Genomic DNA, 19,913 nt, shown 5'->3' on the forward strand with positions numbered 1-19,913 from the left:
TCCTTCGGGTACGCTGTATGGTGATATGCACTGCTGACTCCGGTACATCGGCTGGTTGTGGCATTGCGCAGATGATCGAGGTGACTGCTGCATGCGTCTGTCGAGATTGACACTTTCCGGCTTCAAATCGTTCGCTGACACGACAGTGCTGACGTTCGATGATCCGATGACGGGTGTTGTCGGCCCCAATGGGTGCGGCAAGAGCAACGTCGTTGACGCTATCAAGTGGGTGCTTGGCGAGCGGTCCAGCAAGAGTCTGCGCGGCAAGGAGATGATCGATGTCATCTTTGCGGGCTCCGCCGGAAGAGCCCCTGCGGGTCTTGCCAGTGTCAGCCTGACGTTTGACAATCCGATCGTCAATGAAGATGGGGAGATGGACGAGATCGACGTCGGCGGCTCGATCGCAAAGACTGAACATCACGACGAGAACGACGAGTCGGACAACGATATCCCAGTCCCAGTACCAACATTGAAACGCGACAGATCGAAGCTTCGCCGTGGGTTGCCTATCGACACCGACGAGGTCGTCGTTGAACGTCGCCTGTATCGCGACGGTACATCGCAGTATCTCATTAACTCAAAAAAAGCCCGACTTCGTGACATCCGCGAACTGTTTCTTGACACGGGTATTGGCGCTGACGCGTACTCGATCATTGAGCAGGGCAAGGTCGATGCGATGCTGCTGGCATCACCACAGGAGCGCCGCACTATCTTCGAGGAGGCTGCTGGCATTGCACGTTTCAAGCAACGCCGCATCGAGAGCCTTCGCAAACTCGACAAGGCGGAGCGCAATCTGCTGCTCACGCGTGAGCAGTTGCAGAATACCGAGCGAAGACTACGGATGGTCAAGGGCCAGGCCGCCAAAGCGCGAAAGTATCAGGAACTGCACACTGAGTATGTTGCACTGCGCTCATCCGTGATGCTCGCCGAGTATCACGAGATGCTGCAGAAGCTCGAAGTTGCATGTGTCAACGCATCGAAGGCCGAGGCGGTTGCCGCTGAAGCACGGCGTGTGTTCGAGCAGGTGGAAGTAGAGCGTCAGGAAGCAGAAGTTGCTCGCCATCAGGCGCATCAGTCGCTGCAACAAGTCGAAAAGGATCTTCAGCACGAGCATGCTCGAAAAGACGGTGCGATGCAGCGAAGCTCGCTGTTGAAAACATCGCTTGAAGAAGCAACACATCGGATTGATGATCTGGAACGCGTGCAGGAACAGTCTGCATCACGTCGAAATGCAATGGAGGGCGAACTCCATCGCAATCAGGAGCATGTTGCATCGCTGCAGCAGCAGTTGACGGATGCCCACAACCGTCTCGAATCTGCCCAAACTGCACGATCGCAGGCAATGGAATCGCTTGCAGCGCATCGCAGCACAGCCGATCGACTTCGTATTGCCGTCAACGATGTTGAACGTCAGCTTGCCGCATCAGTTGCGACCAATGAAGCCGACCAACGACGCATGACACAGATGACCAGCGAAGTCCAGCGTCTGAACGAACGGGCTGACGCGCTCGCTGCAGAAGCAGCCGGGCTTGATCGCCTTCACGAGCAGCAAACCAATCTTGTCAGCGAGATCGCTCGGCAACTCAACCATGTGCAACGAGAGAACACAGTGCATGCGGACAAACTAGCAGCAATCTCCGTTGATCGCAGACAGCTTGCCGAGAACGCTTCCAGTCTGGAACACGAACGCCTGCGTCTGGAAACACGCATTACAACATTGCAAGAGATGGTGCGTGATCGCGTCGGTCTTGGCAGCGCGGTCAGAGACATGCTCGACCGCAAGCAGGCGGGTCTTGGGTTCCATTCTGTGCTGTGCCCGCTGGCGGATGTCATCGAAGCTTCGTCGGATGTTGCCCACATTGTCGAAGTTGCGCTCGGCGATGCAATCAGAGCAGTGCTCGTGCCGACTGTGCCCGAACTACCTGATGAGAGTGAGCTTGCGACACTTTCCGAACGGGTCACATTCCTCTCACTTGCAACACTGCGACGATCGTACGAGTTCCAGTCAAGTGATGTTGTCACCTCGTTCCAACCGCACCCGGTGCCGATCCGGTCACTTGTGCGCGCGCAAGTAGAACATATCGAAGGCAACTCTCAGTTGAACCGTACTGCAGTCGAGCACCTGCTCACGATGCTCCTCGACAAAACCTACCTCGTTGAATCACTTGATGCTGCTCTTATGCTCAAGGCATCATTCCCGGCGGATGCACGATTTATCACACGCAATGGAACGCTTCTGGAGCGCGATGGCCGTGTAATTGCGGGCAAGAATGCGGCATCGGATGGTGCCGTTTCTGGTATGCTCCAGCGCCGCGCCGAACTTGCCGAACTCGAATCTGAGTTGGCTTTGCTTACACAGCAACTTGAGCAGGCCAAAGTTCGTCTGGAGCAGGTTGACTCTGAAGCAGCCGCACACAACGCCCAACGGAGCAAACTCCAGGCACTTGTCGAGGAGAAACGAAGGGCCGAAATTGCGGCGATGTCAAAGCTTGAGAAGCTTGAGTCTGATCGCACACGTGTCAAGGCTCAGCTAAACGATCTTCAGGAAGAGCACAACGAACTTGATCAGCGGCGCGAAGCACTCCAGCGGGATCAACAACAGGCTACAGACACGATTCACCAGTTGCAACAAACCCTCCACGGACAACGTGACGAACTCGCTGCCGCGGAGTCACATGTTGAGCATGCGCAAACGAGCGCGGATCACGCAGCCGAGCAACTCGCAGCTGCACGCGTCGAAACTGGCAAGCTCACGGAACAGCTGGCATCGGGCAAACGCGAAGGACGCGCGGTCGAGTCCACACTTGAACAGGTTGTTCGAGAGATGACCTCCGGCATCGCAAGACTGGATCAGACGCGGGCGCACGTTGAGCAAACACAATCCCAGATCACCGAGTCTGAGCAAGTAGCCGCTGAGTCCTCGGAAAAGATCCACGAGCTTGACGCGCTTGTGCAAGCTCGCCGCGAAACACTCTCGGTCGCCGACCAGCGTGTCTCACACACGAGCAGCAGGCTCTCCGAACACCGAACAACACAGGATGCACTCGACGAACAATGGCGCGAGTTTGAGTTGCTCCGCCGGGAACTTGTTGTCAAAGCAGAGTCGATGGAAGAACGCGCAGCCTCGGGAGATGATGAGTTTGATCTGCTGCGAGAATACGTTGAGTACTGCGAACTTCTTGATTCAAATGATATGGAGCCAGCCGATCCGGGCATGGACATGCCGCATGTCGAGCGACTCCGAAAAGAGATCCGACATCTCGGATCTGTCAATCTCGGCGCGATTGCCGAAGAAACACAGCTCGAATCGCGCAACGAGGAGTTAATTGCACAGATTGCTGACCTTGACGACGCCCGCACCAAGCTCATCACACTGATCGATCAACTGAACGATGCGTCACGCTCGCGGTTTTCGGAAGCTCTCGACGCGATTCGTGAGCACTTCGCTTCGCCAGACGGCATGTTCAGAAAGCTGTTCGGTGGTGGTCGTGCGGAAATACGCCTCATGCCTCTGGTGCGAGAAGTTGACGGACACAGGATTGTCACGGACGAGATTGATCTGCTTGAAAGCGGGATTGAGATTGTCGCAAAGCCGCCTGGCAAGGAGCCGCGCGCACTCTCGCAGCTGTCTGGCGGCGAAAAAACGCTGACTGCTGTGGCACTTCTGCTCGCCATATTCCAGTCCAAACCGTCATGCTTTTGCGTGCTGGACGAGGTGGATGCAGCGCTCGATGAGGCGAACGTCGGGCGGTTTGTTGGTGTTGTGCGCGAGTTTACTTCGCACTCACACTTTATTGTGATTACTCACAATAAGAAAACGATGCGCGCAGCAGATCGGCTCTTTGGCATCACAATGCAGGAACGCGGCGTATCAACAACAGTGCCCGTTCGATTTGATCATTATGAATCAAGCGAAGAAACGGACAACACACCACTACACCCTACTGATGTCAAAGAAAGTGAACGCAAACAAGCCCTTGGAGTTCCACAAACACAGTCTGGGACACGTTCCAATCGCAAACCAAGCCTGCGTGCTGCACTTGCCCAGATGCGTCAGGACTCAGAACAACCTCATCCGGCAGCTGGCTCAAAGTCCGGATGAGTATCCTGATTGGCATCTTTGACCCACAACCAATACATCTTCCTGCGATATCGATACAATTCGCATGATGGCACCAAATCCCAACGCCATATCGACAGATCAGAAAGATACACGCATATTTCTCGGCTGGGAAAGTCCGGCAATCCGTGCCGTTGCTGCGTTTATGCTCCGCTGTCATACAGAGCGGAACAGCGCATTAACTCGTGAGATCGACTTCAGTGACACACTCGTGATTCTGCCGACCAGCAGAGCAAAGCGAGTCCTCCTTTCAACACTAGTGGAGCTTTCAGAGTCACATCAGCAGCAAAGCATGTGGTTCTCGCCGCCCGTCTTGGCAACACCAACTCAGGCTATCGATCTCCTTGTACCTCCGAAGACACTTTCAACATCGCCAGCATCATCTATCGAGCAGAGACTCGTATGGGAGCAGGCTGTAAGACAGCTCTCCCTTCAAACATACGAGCATCTCGTCATGCATGGGCGTCGAACCGACAAGGATATCCAGAGTGTTGCTCGCATATTGCGCACAATGCTGGAAGAACTCACGCTTGCCGGGCACACCATCGAATCGTCACTTCAGGTTGTACATGACATCATCCCCGAAACTATGCAGAAACGCTGGCACGCTGCCGCAACGACCGAAGGAACCTACTTCGACTTGCTTGCATCACACGGGCTGCATGATCCTGGTGTTTCCGGCCAAAGCTCGGATACCGACAGATCCGGTTTTCAGCAGGTATACCTTGCATGTACGACAGAACTTCCATATAGACTGAAAGAACTTCTCCAGCAATGCGTGGATACAAGGATGCCACTGATCTATGCGCCCGCTGATATGCACACGATGTATGATGATCTTGGCTGTTGCATCACACGCAAGTGGAATGAATGGCCGATTCCATTGACAACCGAGCATGTGGTGCGTGCTGGCGACGTGCGTTCACAGTGCCAAGCAGCGCTCACACTCGCGCTCGGCAATACAAAGACTGAGTCACATGATGTAACGTTTGGCTTGCTGGATCTTGCACTCGGCATGCCTCTCGTCCGCGAAGCGGAATTACTCGCGAAAGAGTCGGTCCGTCCTCCCACCCATGCAACACTGCTTACAACGGACGTTGGCAGATTTCTTGTCACGCTAGATCGATTTCTCGCATTGAGCACACCCGACACCCTCACTCTACTTTTACGGCAAAGGCTCACGCGCCGGATCTTACAAAGACTGCTGAGCGATACCGGCTACGCGGACAATGCGACTCCTGACACTGTGCTGGCTCACCTTGACGCAATGCGATCCAGTTGCATGCCGTCATCGTTTGACGCACTGAAAACGCAGCTTGATCGGCTGCCAGTACCTGACAGCACCGTCATTCACACGTTCCTCAAACAACTCCGGGCTCTGACAGATTTCACGTCTGCAGATCGAGACACGATTGCTGGCATAATCAACTGTCTCCAAGAGCTACTCGGATTTGGTTCAAGCGAACCTGCTCTTGAAGTGTGTCGTGGCGTACTCCATCAGTTCGCATCGTTGCGCATTGGAACGCGTGACCAAGTTGCTCCACAGAGCATAGTGAAGGCATTGATTGAACAACTTGACAAGGAGATGCCCGCTCCGCTTCCAACATCCGAAGAGATCGAGGCTGTCGGGTTGCTGGAGCTTGTCACCGACCCCGCCGAACACGTTGTGATTCTGGGAGCCAACGAGAATACATTACCAATGTCACCCCAGTCTCATCCGTGGCTGACAGACACAGTGCGAAAAAAGCTGCATCTGCCAACATGGGATGATCGCGCTGCACGCGACGCTTGCATTCTGACAACGCTTCTTCGATCAAAGAAAACATGCAGGATCATTACCGGCACCACTGATCAGAACGGTGATCAGGTGCTCCCCAGTCCGTTGCTGTTTCATACGGAAGATGTCGCAGCAATCGAGCTCGCGCAACACACACTGCACACAACATATGAGGCCAGCAAAATCGTTCCAGCTCTGATTCCGGGCGAACGGGACCTCTTTTCTGAGAAGAAACCAGCCGAACCAGTCAGGATCGACATCCTTCCGGTTACCTCATTTCGCACATATATCGCATCGCCATATCAGTTTTACCTTCAGCATATTGCACACGCATTCCCGATCGAATGTCCATCGCATCAGCTTGGTCCGATTGACTTTGGTATTCTTCTCCATCGCGTGCTCCATCTCTTTGGTCTGTCTGACGCGAAACACTCAAAGGATCCCAATGTTATTGCATCGGTACTTTCCAGCACGCTGGACGCATGCACCCAGGAGTTCTATGGCGATACACCCAACACGGCGCTTCTGCTTCAAAGACGCGCAGCGTATGGCAGACTGCACAGATTTGCCGAGTGGCAGGCGGCACATGCCTCGCAGGGCTGGCGCATTAAGGAAACTGAATGGTCCTCTGACCCTGCAATACTTGAGAGAGGTACGACATCTGTGCAACTCCGTGGTCAGATCGATCGCATCGATATCAATGCCCAGACCGGCGAGCTTGCAGTCATCGACTACAAAACAAGTGAATCACTGATCAAACCAGATCAGGCCCACAAGACGTCAGAAGGATGGACGAATCTGCAGCTTCCGTTATATAGACATCTTCTTGGATCTGAAGACAAACAGCGCCAAATAAAGTTCATGTATGTCGCGCTCCCAAAGAAGCCTGCCAATATTGGGGGGTATGAAGCAACATGGGATGAAAACGAACTGCTCGAAGCTGACATGATTGCGCTCGCGCTCGTTAATCGCATGCGCAGGGGCATCTTCGACGACAACGATGCCCTCGAAGCAGCCTCGCTGAATGCTCTCACTGAAGATCTTCCCAACTCAGCGGGTGCAACACATGAGTAACTCATCGTATGCTACACCAATACTCTTCGATCAGCCGCAAAGTCGAGTCGTTCTTGCGTCAGCTGGCACAGGAAAAACATATGAACTGACGAGCCAGTACATCAGACTTCTGGCATCGGGCGCGCCACCAAGCTCCATACTCGCAGCTACGTTTACACGAAAAGCTGCGGGTGAGATCCAGCATCGAGTTCTCTCCAGACTTCTCTCTGCTGTCACATCGCGTTCGTCACTCAGGGAACTCGAATCTGCATGTGGCTTTGCATTGACACAGAAGCTTTGCATGTCCGTTGCACTGACGTTGCTCAGGCAACCGCAGCACTTTCAGATCATGACGCTGGACAGTTTCGCGCTGCGTCTCGTCAACATGATGGGGCCAGAGTTTGGATTTGCCGACACTGGCAATGTCCTGTATGAGCAACAACTCGCGGCTCTTTCCGAGCAGACGATAGAGACGGTCATTGACACATCATCACTACGTGAGATGGCGTACATGCTTGATGCACTAACATCACAAGCACTCTCAAGAGATGTCGACAACACCGCGTTGCGTTGTGTGCATGCAAACCACAAAGCCTTTGTTTCCGCTCGACAATCACCGGGCGCATGGGATGGATTCAAGCCGCTCTCCGCACCATTGGATGGCGACGCACTTGGGGCGCTTATCAGTAGACTCGAGGCAGCATCTATACCACTAACAGCAAAGTCACAGAAGCCTGATTCGCGATGGGTCAAGGCAAAGCAGACACTTCTTGAGCAACTCAACCAGTCAGATTGGGCCAACATGCTTGAAAATGGGCTGGCAACTGCTGCTCTCGGCGAAGGTCAAACATACTACAGCGTTCCAATTGAACGTGAGTGGCTTGAGGTGCTTGAGCCACTTGCACATCACGCGAGTACGATGCTGCTCACTGAGCACCATCACAAAGCACTGGCTCTGCGCGATCTACTGACAAAGTACGATGATGTGCTCCACCGTCTGATGCGCGAGCAGGACGCATTTATCTTCAGTGATCTTCCACCCCTGATCATCGACAGCGATATTCTGTCAGCGGAAAAGGTGCAGGAACTGTATTTTCGATTGCAATGCCGAGTTTCCCATGTGCTGATCGATGAGTTCCAGGACACATCGGTTGATCAGTTCCAGATGCTGGACCCCCTGCTTGATGAACTGCTGAGCGGCTCGGGTTCTGCGCTGTTTGTGGGAGATCCGAAGCAATCGCTCTACAGTTGGCGTGGTGCAGAACCGTCACTCATCACATATCTCGGAACTCGCTGGCCACAACTTCAGTTTGAAGATAGGGATACAAACTACAGATCATCACCGGTGATTCTGGACACCGTGAACCGTGTTTTCATGTCATTGTCACATGTTGACACGTTGAATCATGATGTTGCCACGAACTTCACAGACCTCTTCGTTCCGCATAGAGCACACCACGTTGATAGGCCGGGTCAGGCTCACATTGTGGTCGATCGACGTTCGATTGAGATATCAGCCGAAGATGAAGATCCGGATGATCTGGAATCACTGTTCTCGCCACGCGCAACACTGGTCGCAGATCGTGTCGCCACTGCACTCCAGACATCGCCGCACAGCACAATCGGCGTTCTTCTTCGAAAGAACAAAAATATCCCTGCAGTTATCAATGCGCTGCGACATCGTGGCATTGACGCGTCCGATGAAGCTGGAAAGCTGCTTATAGATAATCAAGCAGTTCAGGCTGCAATGCACGCGCTCCAACTCGCAGCCCATCCAACAGATCAGGTTGCTGCCCATGAGTTCCGACGCTCACCATTCGCAGAGCACGTTGACTCAACTGACTGCTCGGATGAACAACTCGCATATCAGATTCAACGTCTCATTGCAGCGCGAGGTGTGGGCGGATTCCTAGCGATGTTAAGAACCCAGTGCCACGCCTCCATGGATGCAGATTCCCTCAAACTGTTCGAACATCTCATCGACCTCGCAGACACGTTCGACACGACTGCCGGCCCATTTGATCTCGACTCATTCATCACAACAATCGAATCTGAGCGTATCGATGACAAGGACAAACGGCACATCACAGTCACAACACTGCACAAGGCAAAGGGACTTGAATATGACGTCGTGATTCTTGCGGACCTCGATCAGATCTGGCAGATGCAGTCTGGCGAGGCTCTTGTAGATCAAGCCACACCTCTTGCACCGCCGCGTGCAATCGGAGCGTATCCGAATAAGCTGATACGCAAGCTGGATCCACGATACGAGCAAGCGTATCAGTCGGCACACCAACGGTATCTTACTGAAGAACTCTGCTGCCTGTATGTCGGCATGACACGCGCTATCAGACTGTTGGAAATGATCGTCCCGTATCCAAAGCTTACAAAGTCTGGCGGACTTGCCAAGCCCAGACTATGCGGAGCAGACATCATCTCCTCTGCATTGATTGGCAATCCGTATCAGAAGACGTTGCAACAGGCACATCATGGCGACATCGTCTGGTCTGCTGTACCTGATCGACAGCCCAGCATCTGGGCAAGTAATCGCAGCACCGCACCGCATGACGAAGCACACGCTGAGAGCGCGCCAGGTGAACAACTGCGACGACTCTCACGATCATCCTCGCCACCATATTGGCGCAGGCCACGGCTAACACCAAGCCAGCTTGCAACAGTATTCGAGGAACCGATCAAGCCAGAATCCGCAGCACATAATGCGGACGAACCTGTTCCCAACTTCGCTCGTCTCAACACAGATATTGACGGTTCAATCAACGGTCTTGTATGGCACTTTATGCTTGAACACGTGCTGTGGTGGCAAGGTGATGCAACAATCCAGTCACTTCGTGATCTGTGTAAAGACACGAACGTTGTTCGCTCTATCGCAGCCCAATGCATGATCGACACAGCATCCGCATCGGTACTGCTGCAATCGGCGATCAATCAGTTTCAGTACACCGCAAATCTGCATGCGCTGCTCTCGCAACCTGAACATAAGGCTCGGCATGAAACACTCGTCCGGTGTGAACGCAGCTTTGCATGCACGCTTGATCTACCAGATCCAACGCTTGTGACAGGTCGAATAGACAGAATCCACGAGCAGCGTTCTGTTGAAACGGACCAGATCGACACTGTTCATATCATTGATTATAAGACAGGGTACAGGGACATTACTACGACCAGTCAGCACATGCTGCATCTCAAGTCCCAGGTGCAAGTCTATATGCGTGCAGCTTCACACATGCTGGGATGTCCACTGGAACACGTGCGCGGGACACTCGCATTTGTGGATACCGACAGGCTTGTCGCTGTGGAGTTGTGAACTCCAACTGTCGAAAACCGTGCGGTTGTCGACAGATCATGCTGACTGACTACGCTTACAGTCGTGTCGAGCACCATGCCATCATTTGATCCTGCACAGAACCCGCAGCCCGATCCACTGCTGGATGATCTGACGGATGCCCAGCGGTCTGCTGTGTTGCACCGTGACGGGCCGCTGCTCATTCTCGCTGCAGCTGGCTCGGGGAAAACACGGGTCATTACGCGCAGAATTGCCCACCTGGTCCGTACCGGCGTAGCACCATGGTCGATCCTCGCACTCACATTTACAAACAAAGCAGCTGGTGAGATGCGCGAGCGCGTCATGCATGTCCTTGGCGAGGGTGCCCTCTCCCGGGGCTTGACGGTGACAACGTTCCACTCATTGTGCGCCCGATTACTCCGGCGCTATGCTGAACACGCCGACCTGAACGGGCTCCAGCCCGATTTTTCCATCTACGTGACCGATGATCAGGTCTCATTGATGAAGCGCGTCATCGCAGATCTTGATCTTTCTGTCAACAACTGGCCGCCACGTTCCGTACTCGCAGCGATCTCGAATGCAAAGAATGAGCTTCAGGACGCAGATCTGTTCGCAGCCTCGGCGAGCGACTTCTACTCGCGAACAGTCGCAAAGATCTTCCACGCATACCAGAATGCGCTGCGAACAGCAAACGCTGCAGACTTTGATGACCTGCTTGTGCTCACAGCAAAGATGCTTCGAGAGAACAATGACATCCGCCACGGGTGCGCAAGTCGATGGCAGTATCTGATGATCGACGAGTACCAGGACACCAATCGTGCGCAGCTTGTCATCGCAACACAGATCGCCAAAGGGAGAGCGACTTCCGTTCCGCTTGATGCGAGTGACCTCGGGGTGAACTTGCAGCACGTTCCGAACATCTGCGTCGTGGGCGATCCGGATCAGTCGATCTATGGCTGGCGTGGCGCTGATATTCGCAATATTCTGGACTTTGAGAACCAGTTCCCGGGCACAACAACGATTCTGCTCGGGCAGAACTTCCGCTCGACGCAGCCGGTGCTCGCCGTTGCTGATGCACTCATCCGGAAAAATCAGCAACGGAAGCACAAGGATCTCTTTACAACCACCGAGGGCGGTGAACCTGTCGAGATGTTCCTGTGCCGTGATGAGCAGCATGAAGCCCAACTCATGGCGCAGTGGCTGAGCGACAGAAGCCAGGACGACGGATACGCGTGGCGTGAGATGGCTGTGTTTTACAGAAACAACGCGCTCTCACGCGTGATTGAAGACGCGTTGCGTCGCAACGGGATTCCATACACAATCGCCCGAGGCACATCATTCTTCCAGCGTGAGGAGGTTCGCAATCTCATAGCATATCTCCGACTTATCGCAAACCATGCAGATGAAGTATCGCTCATGCGCTGCATCAATACCCCGGCCCGAGGAATCGGCGCAACCTCCATAACAAAGGTACAAACCTACGCCGACAGTTATCACATGTCGCTCTTTGACGCGCTGCGCGATGCAGCACACGTGCCTGATCTTTCCTCCCGAGCAAGGAATGCCATCAAAGACTTTGTTTCGATGATCGACAACTGGACTGGCAGCGGTAGTTTCATGGGCGCAAGTGTCGCTGGCTCGCTGCATGAGCTTGTTGACCGTGTCATCGAAGACTCGGGGCTGCTGAGCATGTATCGAACACTCGCTGCAAAGTCGCGCAATGAGACCGACGAACAACGGATCGGCAACCTGACAGAAGTTGTCTCAAGTGCACGCACATTCGAGGTTGAATATGATCCCTCCGCGGATGCCGCACTCGATGTGCCCTCTTTTCTGGACGATGAGCCGACAATACCAGCCGCTCCCCCATTGCTTGCGTTGCTTCGAGCGTATCTTGAATCAATCGCACTGATCTCTGATGCCGATGCGATCGATGAAGACTCGGGATCTGTCACGCTGATGACACTGCACGCCGCAAAGGGCCTGGAGTTCCCGGTTGTCGGCATCATTGGGCTTGAGGAGGGCACACTGCCCGGGCATCGTGCGCTTGAATCAAACGCGGAACTCGAGGAAGAGCGGAGACTGTGCTTTGTCGGCATCACGCGCGCGATGAAGCGGCTGCTTATCTCGAGCGCCCGAATGCGCATGATCCGTGGCAGCACACAGGTGATGATGCCAAGCAGGTTCCTAAGCGAGTTTGATCCTGCACATGTGCATGCACTCGACTACTCGGGCGTCACAGTTCCCGAGTTATCGCCTCAAATACGTGCAACATCTCCGCGCAGTCCGAATGAACAAACGATCGAATACGAGGACGAGAGCGGCCTGAGAAAGGGCGCGGTTGTTCGCCATCCCCAGTTCGGAATTGGCCGTGTTGTGTGGATCGAGAAGGGTTCAACACCACGAGCACGCATCGCGTTCCGACACATAGGTGAAAAGACGTTTGCGCTGGAGTACGCACGCCTTGAGGTCATCGCGTGAGTGGTGTAAATCCGACAGGTTGTGTGACTCGATGTGTGTGTCAGGATGTGCTGTTTGCAGAAGTTCTGCACTTGCACAATCAGGGGATTGACATAAAGACGATACAAAGTCGAACCCGGTTTGGAACCGGGTGCGGCACATGTGTTCCTTACATTGAGCTTGCTCTGCAGACCGGAAAGGCTGTACTACCGGTGCTATCGCCTGCGGAAGATCAGCGGCTTCGTGCCGCTGCAGATGCTCGGTTTCGAGCCGAGAATCAGAACCGATCTCGCTGCTGACGCTGACCGCCGCGACCACGATCTGTTTGCTGCTGACGACGATCACCCTGTTGACGACCACCAAACCCGCCGCGATCCTCCTCCTGAGGAAGCCGTGATACCTGGCTCGCGGAAAGCAGCTTCTCAAGACTTTCCATGGTGGAAGTATCAAGCTGGCGCTTCTCACGACGAAGCTCGCCCATCGGGTCTTCGTTATCACCATCGCGGTTACCAAACCGCTGCATCATGTCAGACATTGAGAAGTTCATCTCCCGCTCTTCCGTCAGCTTCACAAGCCGTATATTGATACCTTCGACCTGCCGACCAAACGATTCACGCAGAATCTCGACTGACTCGCGCTGGGAATCATCAAGATCAGAGAAACCTATCACCGCATCGAACGAACGCTCAACGCGCGTTGGACGGTAGACATCGGGATAGCTCTCGCGCTGCACACGGCGTTCGAAGTCGCCACGAATACCGTCAGGGAGCATGTCTGTGATCATGCGGGCGTACTTGCGATTCACATCGCGTACCGCCATAGAGTACTTCCGGCCTTCCTCAATCATCTTGTCGGCAGCTTCCATATCGCGTGACTGGAACATCTCACGCATCTTCCCTGCCATCTCTTCCTGGAAGTCGTTGCGACGGACAAGCTCACGATCGAGTGCAACTTCATAATCGTTCAGCACACCGTTCACCTCGCCGCGAACGTCGCTTGAAAGTTCTAGCTCGTTGACAAGGCTGATCACGTTCACCCGTTCGCCACTCATCAGGCCGCGGCGCATGGTGCGTTCGCGACGCAGCATGCGATCAACACCGTCCCAATGCTCAAGCTGCGAATCTGTGAGCATCAACTGCACATTGTCGATGAACTCATGCTCCGACTTCTCCTGCGATGTGCGGAAGGCTGTCATCTTCTCGCCCATATCCTCCATCGCACCGCGATCACCATCGCGCATCGCTTCGCGTGCGTCACGCATCATGCTTTGCATCTCTTCACGAATCTCGCGGAGTTGTGCGTCGTACCCGTTGTGGAGTGTGCGAATCGCTTCGATCTGGCTCTTGTCAAGCGAGAGCTTCTCTGCAATCTGATCAATCTGACGCGTCGTAATGCCAGCATCCTGTCCACCGAACCCGCCAAATCCGCCACCGCCTCCAAAGCCGCCACCGGCAAAGCCGCCCCGCTGCTGAGCGGATGCAGCAGGCACAGCGACCAAAGCGACAGCGCACACAGCGCCTGCGAGGAGTCCAGCTGTACGTGATCGAGCGGAACGAAATGTGGAAATATGACTCGTGCGTGACATGACATTGTCCTTGTGTTACGTGTCCGGGTTTACGCGGAATCCAGCGTATCAGATAAACACTCCCAGCGCACCCGTATTGCATCGGTCAATAAAAATGAGTCCTGACATTTTACGAACACACTGATAGATCGTGGTCCCAGTGATCAGACCAGACCCAGAATGAAGAAGATCGCGGTGAACATCAAGTCGGCAACAATAATCGACACGACTGACTGCACCACAGTGTTAGTCGTTGCACGGCCAACACCGTCAGCACCACCTGTCACCTTTAACCCGTTGTGGCAGGCAATCAGCCCGATCAGGCACCCGAAGATGCCCGACTTGATCAGCCCGGTGTAAAAATCCACCGGCTTCACCTGGGCCATCATGTTGTCCCAGTAGGTTGTGAACGGGATGCCCAGTGTTGTCATTGAGATGAACAGCGAGGCGCCGTTTGCCACAAGATCGGCATACACAGCAAGCACAATCATGCTCGCTGTTGTTGCAAGGATGCGTGGAACAACCAGAAATCGGGTTGGATTGAGCGCGTGCGCCTCGAGCGCCTCGATCTCTTCATTCACCACCATCGTGCCGATCTCGGCAGCGATTGCAGCACCAGCGAATCCTGTGAGCACAATCGCAGAGATGAGTGGGCCGAGTTCACGGAAGACCGCAACACCAACAATCCGGGCGACGATCTCTCGCGAGCCAAACTGGTCGAGTGGCGGTGCCATCTGCAGCGCAAGGATCAAACCCACCGAACCTGACACGAGCGAAATGATTGCGATTGATCGTACACCGATGCGGAGTATCTGCGAGATAATGGCAGCACGACCGAGACGGTATTGCTTCGATGTCCCGCAGCGGAGAATCCATCGTAACGCATCGATAAACAGGTTCACCGTCGAGCCAATATGCTCAAGAATCCCAAGCATGCGACCGCCGAGCCAGTCGAACGGTATTGCCAGCATGGTGAAAACTGACAGTCGTGGTTCTGTTGTCTGCTGCTCAGCCACAGATCATCCTCCGGAAGCGGATGATCCTCAGTGGTCAGCCGCTAATCGCGTCGCGTAGATCCTGCTGTATCGTAAAAATCGTGTCCAGCCGAGCAATTTCGAAGATGGACTGGACCCGATTCTGAAGATTGCACAGGATCATCGCTGTTGCGTTTGCCTGTGCAGCCTGGAGCGCTTCGACCAGCGTCGCAACACCAGAACTGTCCATGTAGTCAACCTGGGCCAGATCAATCACCAGCCGCTTTGGCCTGCTTGCCTGGGCCTGTTGGAGGCTCTGGCGAAGCACAGGGCTGCGGGCAAGGTCGATATCGCCACGTGGAGCCACCACGGTGATGCCGCCATCGCTTGAAACGTCAATCGGAAGATGATCACTGCTCATATGCACTCTCTATTGTAGGTCAGGCAGTCTGTGCTGCGTCCTGTTTCTGCGGCATGTGCTTGACCATTGTCAGGCGCATCCCTCCCCCACTCCGTTTTTCATATACCACCTCGTCCATGATCTCTTTGATAATGTGAACCCCCAACCCTCCCGGGCGGATGTCATCGAGATCACGGCCACAGATCCGATCCGGTTCAATCTGGACGCCCTCATCCTCTATCACAATCCGAAGGGCCTTGTACTCCTGTCGTTTCCCAGAAGTAGGCTCAAACCAGACCTGGACCGCAATTGGCCCATCCTCCCGCTTGCTGTACCCATGACGAATCACATTCGCAAGGGCCTCGTCGACTGCAAGCTTGATGCGGGTTGATTCGTCTGATGCAAATCCCATGCGTTCAGCTACGTTCGCTATAAGTTCACGCACACCGCAGAGCATTTTGGGATTGCTCTGGAACTCAATAGAGATGTGTGGTTTGAGCTTGGTCATGGCGAGATTGCGTCTGGGGCTTCGTACCAGGATGCCCATCGCTGAATTGCCTCGTTTCTCTTGGATTCCGGATCGGCATACGAATATCCGAATGTCTCACCGGTCAATCGGTCCAGTGCGTGCTGAGACATCATCCGAACAAGCGGATCGTCGCTGTCGAGCATACGTATCAGATCAGGAATAGCCGTTTCGTCACCTTCTTCCGCAGCAACCGCAGTCGCTTTTATCCGCGCGGAAGGGACAGGCGAATCCAACCCAACAGTGCTCGGCTTTGCACAGCCAACCAGAACAACCATTGACAGAATTGACAGAATTGACAGAATCAAGACTTTCACCGTCCAATTGGTCGGCAGTTGGGGCTGGGAGTCTTCCCGATTCGACCTGTCAGGAGTCGTTTTTGCGCTCATCCGATGTCGTCCAAACCCTTCTCAGGGAATATCCTTCCCGCTTCCCTGCTGGGATTTCCGTATCTGACCCGCATTTTCGATGCATGAAGGTCTCAGACGGTGCCAGCCCGAAGGGGCAGCAAACGTCCTTTTATGGATTCCACACCCCACTATGCGTCGTCGCTCCCAAGCGATGAGGTTATTCCCATTCTCGATTTCGGGTCGCAGACGGCCCAGCTTATTGCTCGGCGCGTCCGGGACGGCGGTGTCTTCTCGGTGCTTGTGGCCCCGAGCATCAGCGCTGCCGAACTGCGCGCAATGAACCCCAAGGGAATCATTTTGTCCGGTGGACCGTCGAGTGTGTATGACGACGGTGCCCCCACCATGGACCCAGAGATCTTTCAACTGGGTGTACCCATCCTTGGGATCTGTTACGGCATGCAACTCGCATGCTCCCTGCTGGGCAGCCAAGTGCAACGTTCTTCGCATCGCGAGTTTGGACGAGCAGCTCTTTCCATTGAGCATCGATCAAAGTCCGCCGCTGGAAATCTACTCAACGCTGTACCCGATCGAACAACCGTCTGGATGTCGCACGGCGATCAGGTCCAAACGCTCGATCCCTCACGGTTCATCACACTCGCTACCACACCGACATGTCCATACGCAGCTGTGATGACGCATCCTGAAGCGCCGAGTGAGATGCCGCAGTTCTATGGCGTGCAGTTCCACCCGGAGGTCACACACACACCGCACGGCGCAGACATCCTCCGCAACTTCCTCTTTGAGATTTGCAAGTGCCACGGCACATGGAAGATGGCCGACTTTGCACGCGAGCAGGCAGATCGGATCCGCGAGGAGGTCGGCAATGACCGTGTCATCTGCGGATTGTCCGGTGGCGTAGACTCGTCTGTCGTTGCAGCACTACTGCACGAAGCAATCGGCGATCAACTCACCTGTGTCTTTGTCGATAACGGACTGCTTCGCAAACGCGAACGGGATCTCGTTGAATCCACGTTCCGAGATCACTTTCAGATCGATCTGCGTGTTGTTGACGCATCAAAGGAGTTTCTCAGCGATCTGAGCGGCGTAACCGATCCACAGCAGAAACGCAAGCTCATCGGACACCGGTTCATCGACGTGTTCAAGTCTGCAGCAGAAGACATTTCAGGCGCAAGGTTCCTTGCACAAGGAACACTCTATCCCGATGTCATTGAATCCGGACACGGGCACGCTGGACAGAGCGCCAATATCAAACTCCATCACAATGTTGGTGGGTTGCCTGAGGAACTGGGATTCGAACTCGTCGAACCACTGCGCGATCTGTTCAAGGACGAGGTTCGCAAACTTGGTGGCGTACTGGGACTTCCCGAGCAGATCATCTGGAGGCATCCCTTCCCTGGGCCGGGACTTGCAGTTCGCGTCCTGGGTGAGGTCACTTTCGACAAACTCGAAGTGCTGCGTGACTGCGATGAGATACTGCTCGAAGAGATTGTCGCAGCAGAGTTATACCGCCGTACCAGTCAAGTATTTGCAGTGCTCTTGCCCGTCCAAAGTGTTGGCGTGATGGGTGATGGCAGAACCTATGAGCACGTTGTTGCGATCCGTGCAGTCGAGACGCAGGACTTCATGACCGCGGACTGGGCTCGTATTCCATTCAACGTGCTTGCCACGATCTCCTCACGCATTATTAACGAAGTGAAAGGTGTGAACCGAGTCGTCTACGACATCTCGTCCAAGCCTCCTGCAACGATTGAGTGGGAATAGCCCCTGCCGTATATAAAAACAACCCCGAGCGTCATTCGGGGTTGTACGTGTTTGCAGCAAAGATATTGTTTGATTACGCAGCTTCTTCGAGTTCTTTCTCGCGGTGCTGCAGTTGCACGCGCAGACGCGCCAGGATCGAGCTGTGCATCTGAGAAACACGGCTTTCTGAAAGATCAAGTGTGGCCCCGATCTCGCGCATCGTCATTCCCTCGAAGTAATAGAGAATCACGATCAGGCGCTCGGACCGGCTCAACCCCTTTGTAATGAGTTCCTTGATATCGCGTCGCTGCATGAGAAGAACCGGGTTTCCTTCTTCATCGTTGTTCGCGACATCGATCTCGCGTGACTCGCGGGAATCATCAGAGTTTGCGCTGGCCTTGCGTGTGATGCTGATAGTTGAGACCGCACGTGAGTCACGCTTGAGCTTGGTGAACTCGTCATCGTCAACGCCGAGGAACGATGCGACTTCGTCATCTGTTGCTGGACGGCCGTGTTCTTTCTCAATGCGCTGGCGTGCGCCTTCCATCTTGGACGAACGCGACCGAACAAGGCGGGGCACCCAGTCCATTGAGCGGAGTTCGTCGAGGATCGCACCACGAATGCGCGGAGCGCAGAATGTTTCAAACTTCACACCGCGTGACAGATCGAACGAGTTCACTGCATCCATCAGGCCGAACATACCAGCGGACATCAGGTCCTCAAGATCAACCTCATCGGGCAGACGTGCGTAGATGCGCTGTGCGTTGAAACGCACAAGCGGTAAGAACTTTTCCATCAGGAAGTTGCGAACCTCGCTTGTCTTGTTCTTTGCGTAGTCCCGCCAGACTTCTTCGATCGGCTTGTTATTGAGCGGGGAGTGCGAGACATCCGACTGTGCGTGACGAACTGCAAAGCGGCTGCGTGAGCGAACGGAACGACGTGTGATCTGCATCTGTGCCATGGGTGTGGTCCTCTCCTTGACCCAAGCGCCCGTTGGTGCATGCACGTTGCATGCGTGTTCGGGCAGTTCCTTCCGTGGAGTTCTCCGCTGGGCACATCTCCTCCTGAGACGCGTGGTTCCCGCGGAACGTGATTTCAAACAAATGCCGCATGCTGGTTCGGCACATCACTTCCTGTGATGCGCAGGACATGCGCTCAGAAACTATGCTGCCTCCTTCGTCTCGTGTGCTGGAATCCCAACATCGCCGACCGAGCCAACGATCTCAAAGCCATCTTCACCCTCGCTTTGGAGTGCCGCTGCGATTTCTGCCTCGACATCGGGAACGGGGTTGTTCTTTTCAAAGTCGCGGATATGGCCGAGAGCTGCGCGTTCTCCGATGCTGCCGATGATCAGACCAGCAAAGTAGCACAGGAAACTCGACGCGAGTGCAACCTTCAGAACGTAGCCTGTTGGATTGGAAGCCCAGATGCCGGAGAGCACTGCCACACTGAAGGCTGACAGAGCAAATGCCGCTGCCACCACTCGTGTTGGGACGCCTCTCCGATCCACTGCTTCTCCTTCACCTCGTGATGAACGGGGCCTCATCGGCTGGGTACACGCTGTACTTCAACCTCGCTGTACAGATTTCAGCACATGAGATGGAATTCATGCCCATATTCTCAC

At 54.4% G+C, this 19,913-nt stretch carries 13 protein-coding genes; 6 read left to right on the forward strand and 7 right to left on the reverse strand.

The window, feature by feature from the left end:
* Positions 1–91 precede the first annotated feature (91 nt).
* The 5 genes from smc (at position 92) to H6815_14555 (ending at position 13,013) form a co-directional block, all read left to right on the forward strand.
* Positions 92–4,102, forward strand: coding sequence for a chromosome segregation protein SMC (gene smc, locus H6815_14535; GenBank protein ID MCB9861657.1), 4,011 nt, complete (start codon positions 92–94; stop codon positions 4,100–4,102).
* 64 nt (positions 4,103–4,166) lie between these two features.
* Positions 4,167–6,971: a PD-(D/E)XK nuclease family protein gene (locus H6815_14540; GenBank protein MCB9861658.1), complete on the forward strand. Its 2,805-nt coding sequence runs from the start codon at positions 4,167–4,169 to the stop codon at positions 6,969–6,971.
* Positions 6,964–10,275, forward strand: a complete 3,312-nt coding sequence (locus H6815_14545; GenBank protein ID MCB9861659.1) for a UvrD-helicase domain-containing protein — start codon at positions 6,964–6,966, stop codon at positions 10,273–10,275. Before H6815_14540 ends, H6815_14545 begins: the two co-directional genes overlap by 8 nt.
* Positions 10,276–10,338: 63 nt before the next feature.
* The gene (locus tag H6815_14550; protein ID MCB9861660.1) at positions 10,339–12,735 is read left to right on the forward strand and encodes a UvrD-helicase domain-containing protein; all 2,397 of its coding nucleotides are present in this window, start codon (positions 10,339–10,341) and stop codon (positions 12,733–12,735) included.
* Positions 12,732–13,013, forward strand: coding sequence for a (2Fe-2S)-binding protein (locus H6815_14555; GenBank protein ID MCB9861661.1), 282 nt, complete (start codon positions 12,732–12,734; stop codon positions 13,011–13,013). The genes H6815_14550 and H6815_14555 overlap by 4 nt, the downstream gene beginning before the upstream one ends.
* On the opposite strand, the gene H6815_14560 is transcribed toward H6815_14555, so the two are convergent.
* From H6815_14560 to H6815_14580, 5 genes are all read right to left on the reverse strand, one after another.
* Positions 12,992–14,299 carry a hypothetical protein gene (locus H6815_14560; protein MCB9861662.1) on the reverse strand — a complete coding sequence of 436 codons (1,308 nt, stop codon included), beginning with the start codon at positions 14,297–14,299 and terminating at the stop codon, positions 12,992–12,994. The two genes, H6815_14555 and H6815_14560, sit on opposite strands and share 22 nt — an antisense overlap.
* Positions 14,300–14,442: 143 nt before the next feature.
* Complete coding sequence (locus H6815_14565; protein MCB9861663.1) at positions 14,443–15,294, reverse strand: ABC transporter permease; 852 nt, start codon at positions 15,292–15,294, stop codon at positions 14,443–14,445.
* A gap of 34 nt (positions 15,295–15,328) precedes the next feature.
* A complete protein-coding gene (locus H6815_14570; protein ID MCB9861664.1) occupies positions 15,329–15,673 on the reverse strand; it encodes an STAS domain-containing protein in 345 nt (114 codons plus the stop codon).
* A gap of 19 nt (positions 15,674–15,692) precedes the next feature.
* Positions 15,693–16,160, reverse strand: coding sequence for an ATP-binding protein (locus tag H6815_14575; protein ID MCB9861665.1), 468 nt, complete (start codon positions 16,158–16,160; stop codon positions 15,693–15,695).
* The gene (locus H6815_14580; GenBank protein ID MCB9861666.1) at positions 16,157–16,456 is read right to left on the reverse strand and encodes a HEAT repeat domain-containing protein; all 300 of its coding nucleotides are present in this window, start codon (positions 16,454–16,456) and stop codon (positions 16,157–16,159) included. The genes H6815_14575 and H6815_14580 overlap by 4 nt, the downstream gene beginning before the upstream one ends.
* A 243-nt stretch (positions 16,457–16,699) precedes the next feature.
* Here H6815_14580 and guaA point away from each other — a divergent pair, with 243 nt between their 5' ends.
* Entirely contained in the window at positions 16,700–18,310 is a 1,611-nt protein-coding gene (guaA, locus tag H6815_14585; protein ID MCB9861667.1) for a glutamine-hydrolyzing GMP synthase, read from the forward strand.
* 73 nt (positions 18,311–18,383) lie between these two features.
* Here guaA and H6815_14590 read toward each other — a convergent pair whose 3' ends face one another.
* Both H6815_14590 and H6815_14595 read right to left on the reverse strand, forming a co-directional pair.
* A complete protein-coding gene (locus tag H6815_14590) occupies positions 18,384–19,241 on the reverse strand; it encodes a FliA/WhiG family RNA polymerase sigma factor (protein MCB9861668.1) in 858 nt (285 codons plus the stop codon).
* Positions 19,242–19,451: 210 nt separating this feature from the next.
* On the reverse strand, positions 19,452–19,799 hold the full coding sequence (locus H6815_14595) for a hypothetical protein (protein MCB9861669.1): 348 nt from the start codon (positions 19,797–19,799) through the stop codon (positions 19,452–19,454).
* Positions 19,800–19,913: the final 114 nt, after the last annotated feature.

It is taken from the genome of Phycisphaeraceae bacterium (genome assembly GCA_020639155.1).
Taxonomy (GTDB): Bacteria; Planctomycetota; Phycisphaerae; order Phycisphaerales; family UBA1924; genus JACKHF01.

Coding starts and splice junctions, on each gene's coding strand:
- H6815_14575 (MCB9861665.1), bottom strand. CDS start 16,160: ATGACCAAGCTCAAACCACACATCTCTATTGAGTTCCAGAGCAATCCC.
- H6815_14540 (MCB9861658.1), top strand. CDS start 4,167: ATGATGGCACCAAATCCCAACGCCATATCGACAGATCAGAAAGATACA.
- H6815_14570 (MCB9861664.1), bottom strand. CDS start 15,673: ATGAGCAGTGATCATCTTCCGATTGACGTTTCAAGCGATGGCGGCATC.
- guaA (MCB9861667.1), top strand. CDS start 16,700: ATGGATTCCACACCCCACTATGCGTCGTCGCTCCCAAGCGATGAGGTT.
- smc (MCB9861657.1), top strand. CDS start 92: ATGCGTCTGTCGAGATTGACACTTTCCGGCTTCAAATCGTTCGCTGAC.
- H6815_14580 (MCB9861666.1), bottom strand. CDS start 16,456: ATGGTTGTTCTGGTTGGCTGTGCAAAGCCGAGCACTGTTGGGTTGGAT.
- H6815_14590 (MCB9861668.1), bottom strand. CDS start 19,241: ATGCAGATCACACGTCGTTCCGTTCGCTCACGCAGCCGCTTTGCAGTT.
- H6815_14545 (MCB9861659.1), top strand. CDS start 6,964: ATGAGTAACTCATCGTATGCTACACCAATACTCTTCGATCAGCCGCAA.
- H6815_14560 (MCB9861662.1), bottom strand. CDS start 14,299: ATGTCACGCACGAGTCATATTTCCACATTTCGTTCCGCTCGATCACGT.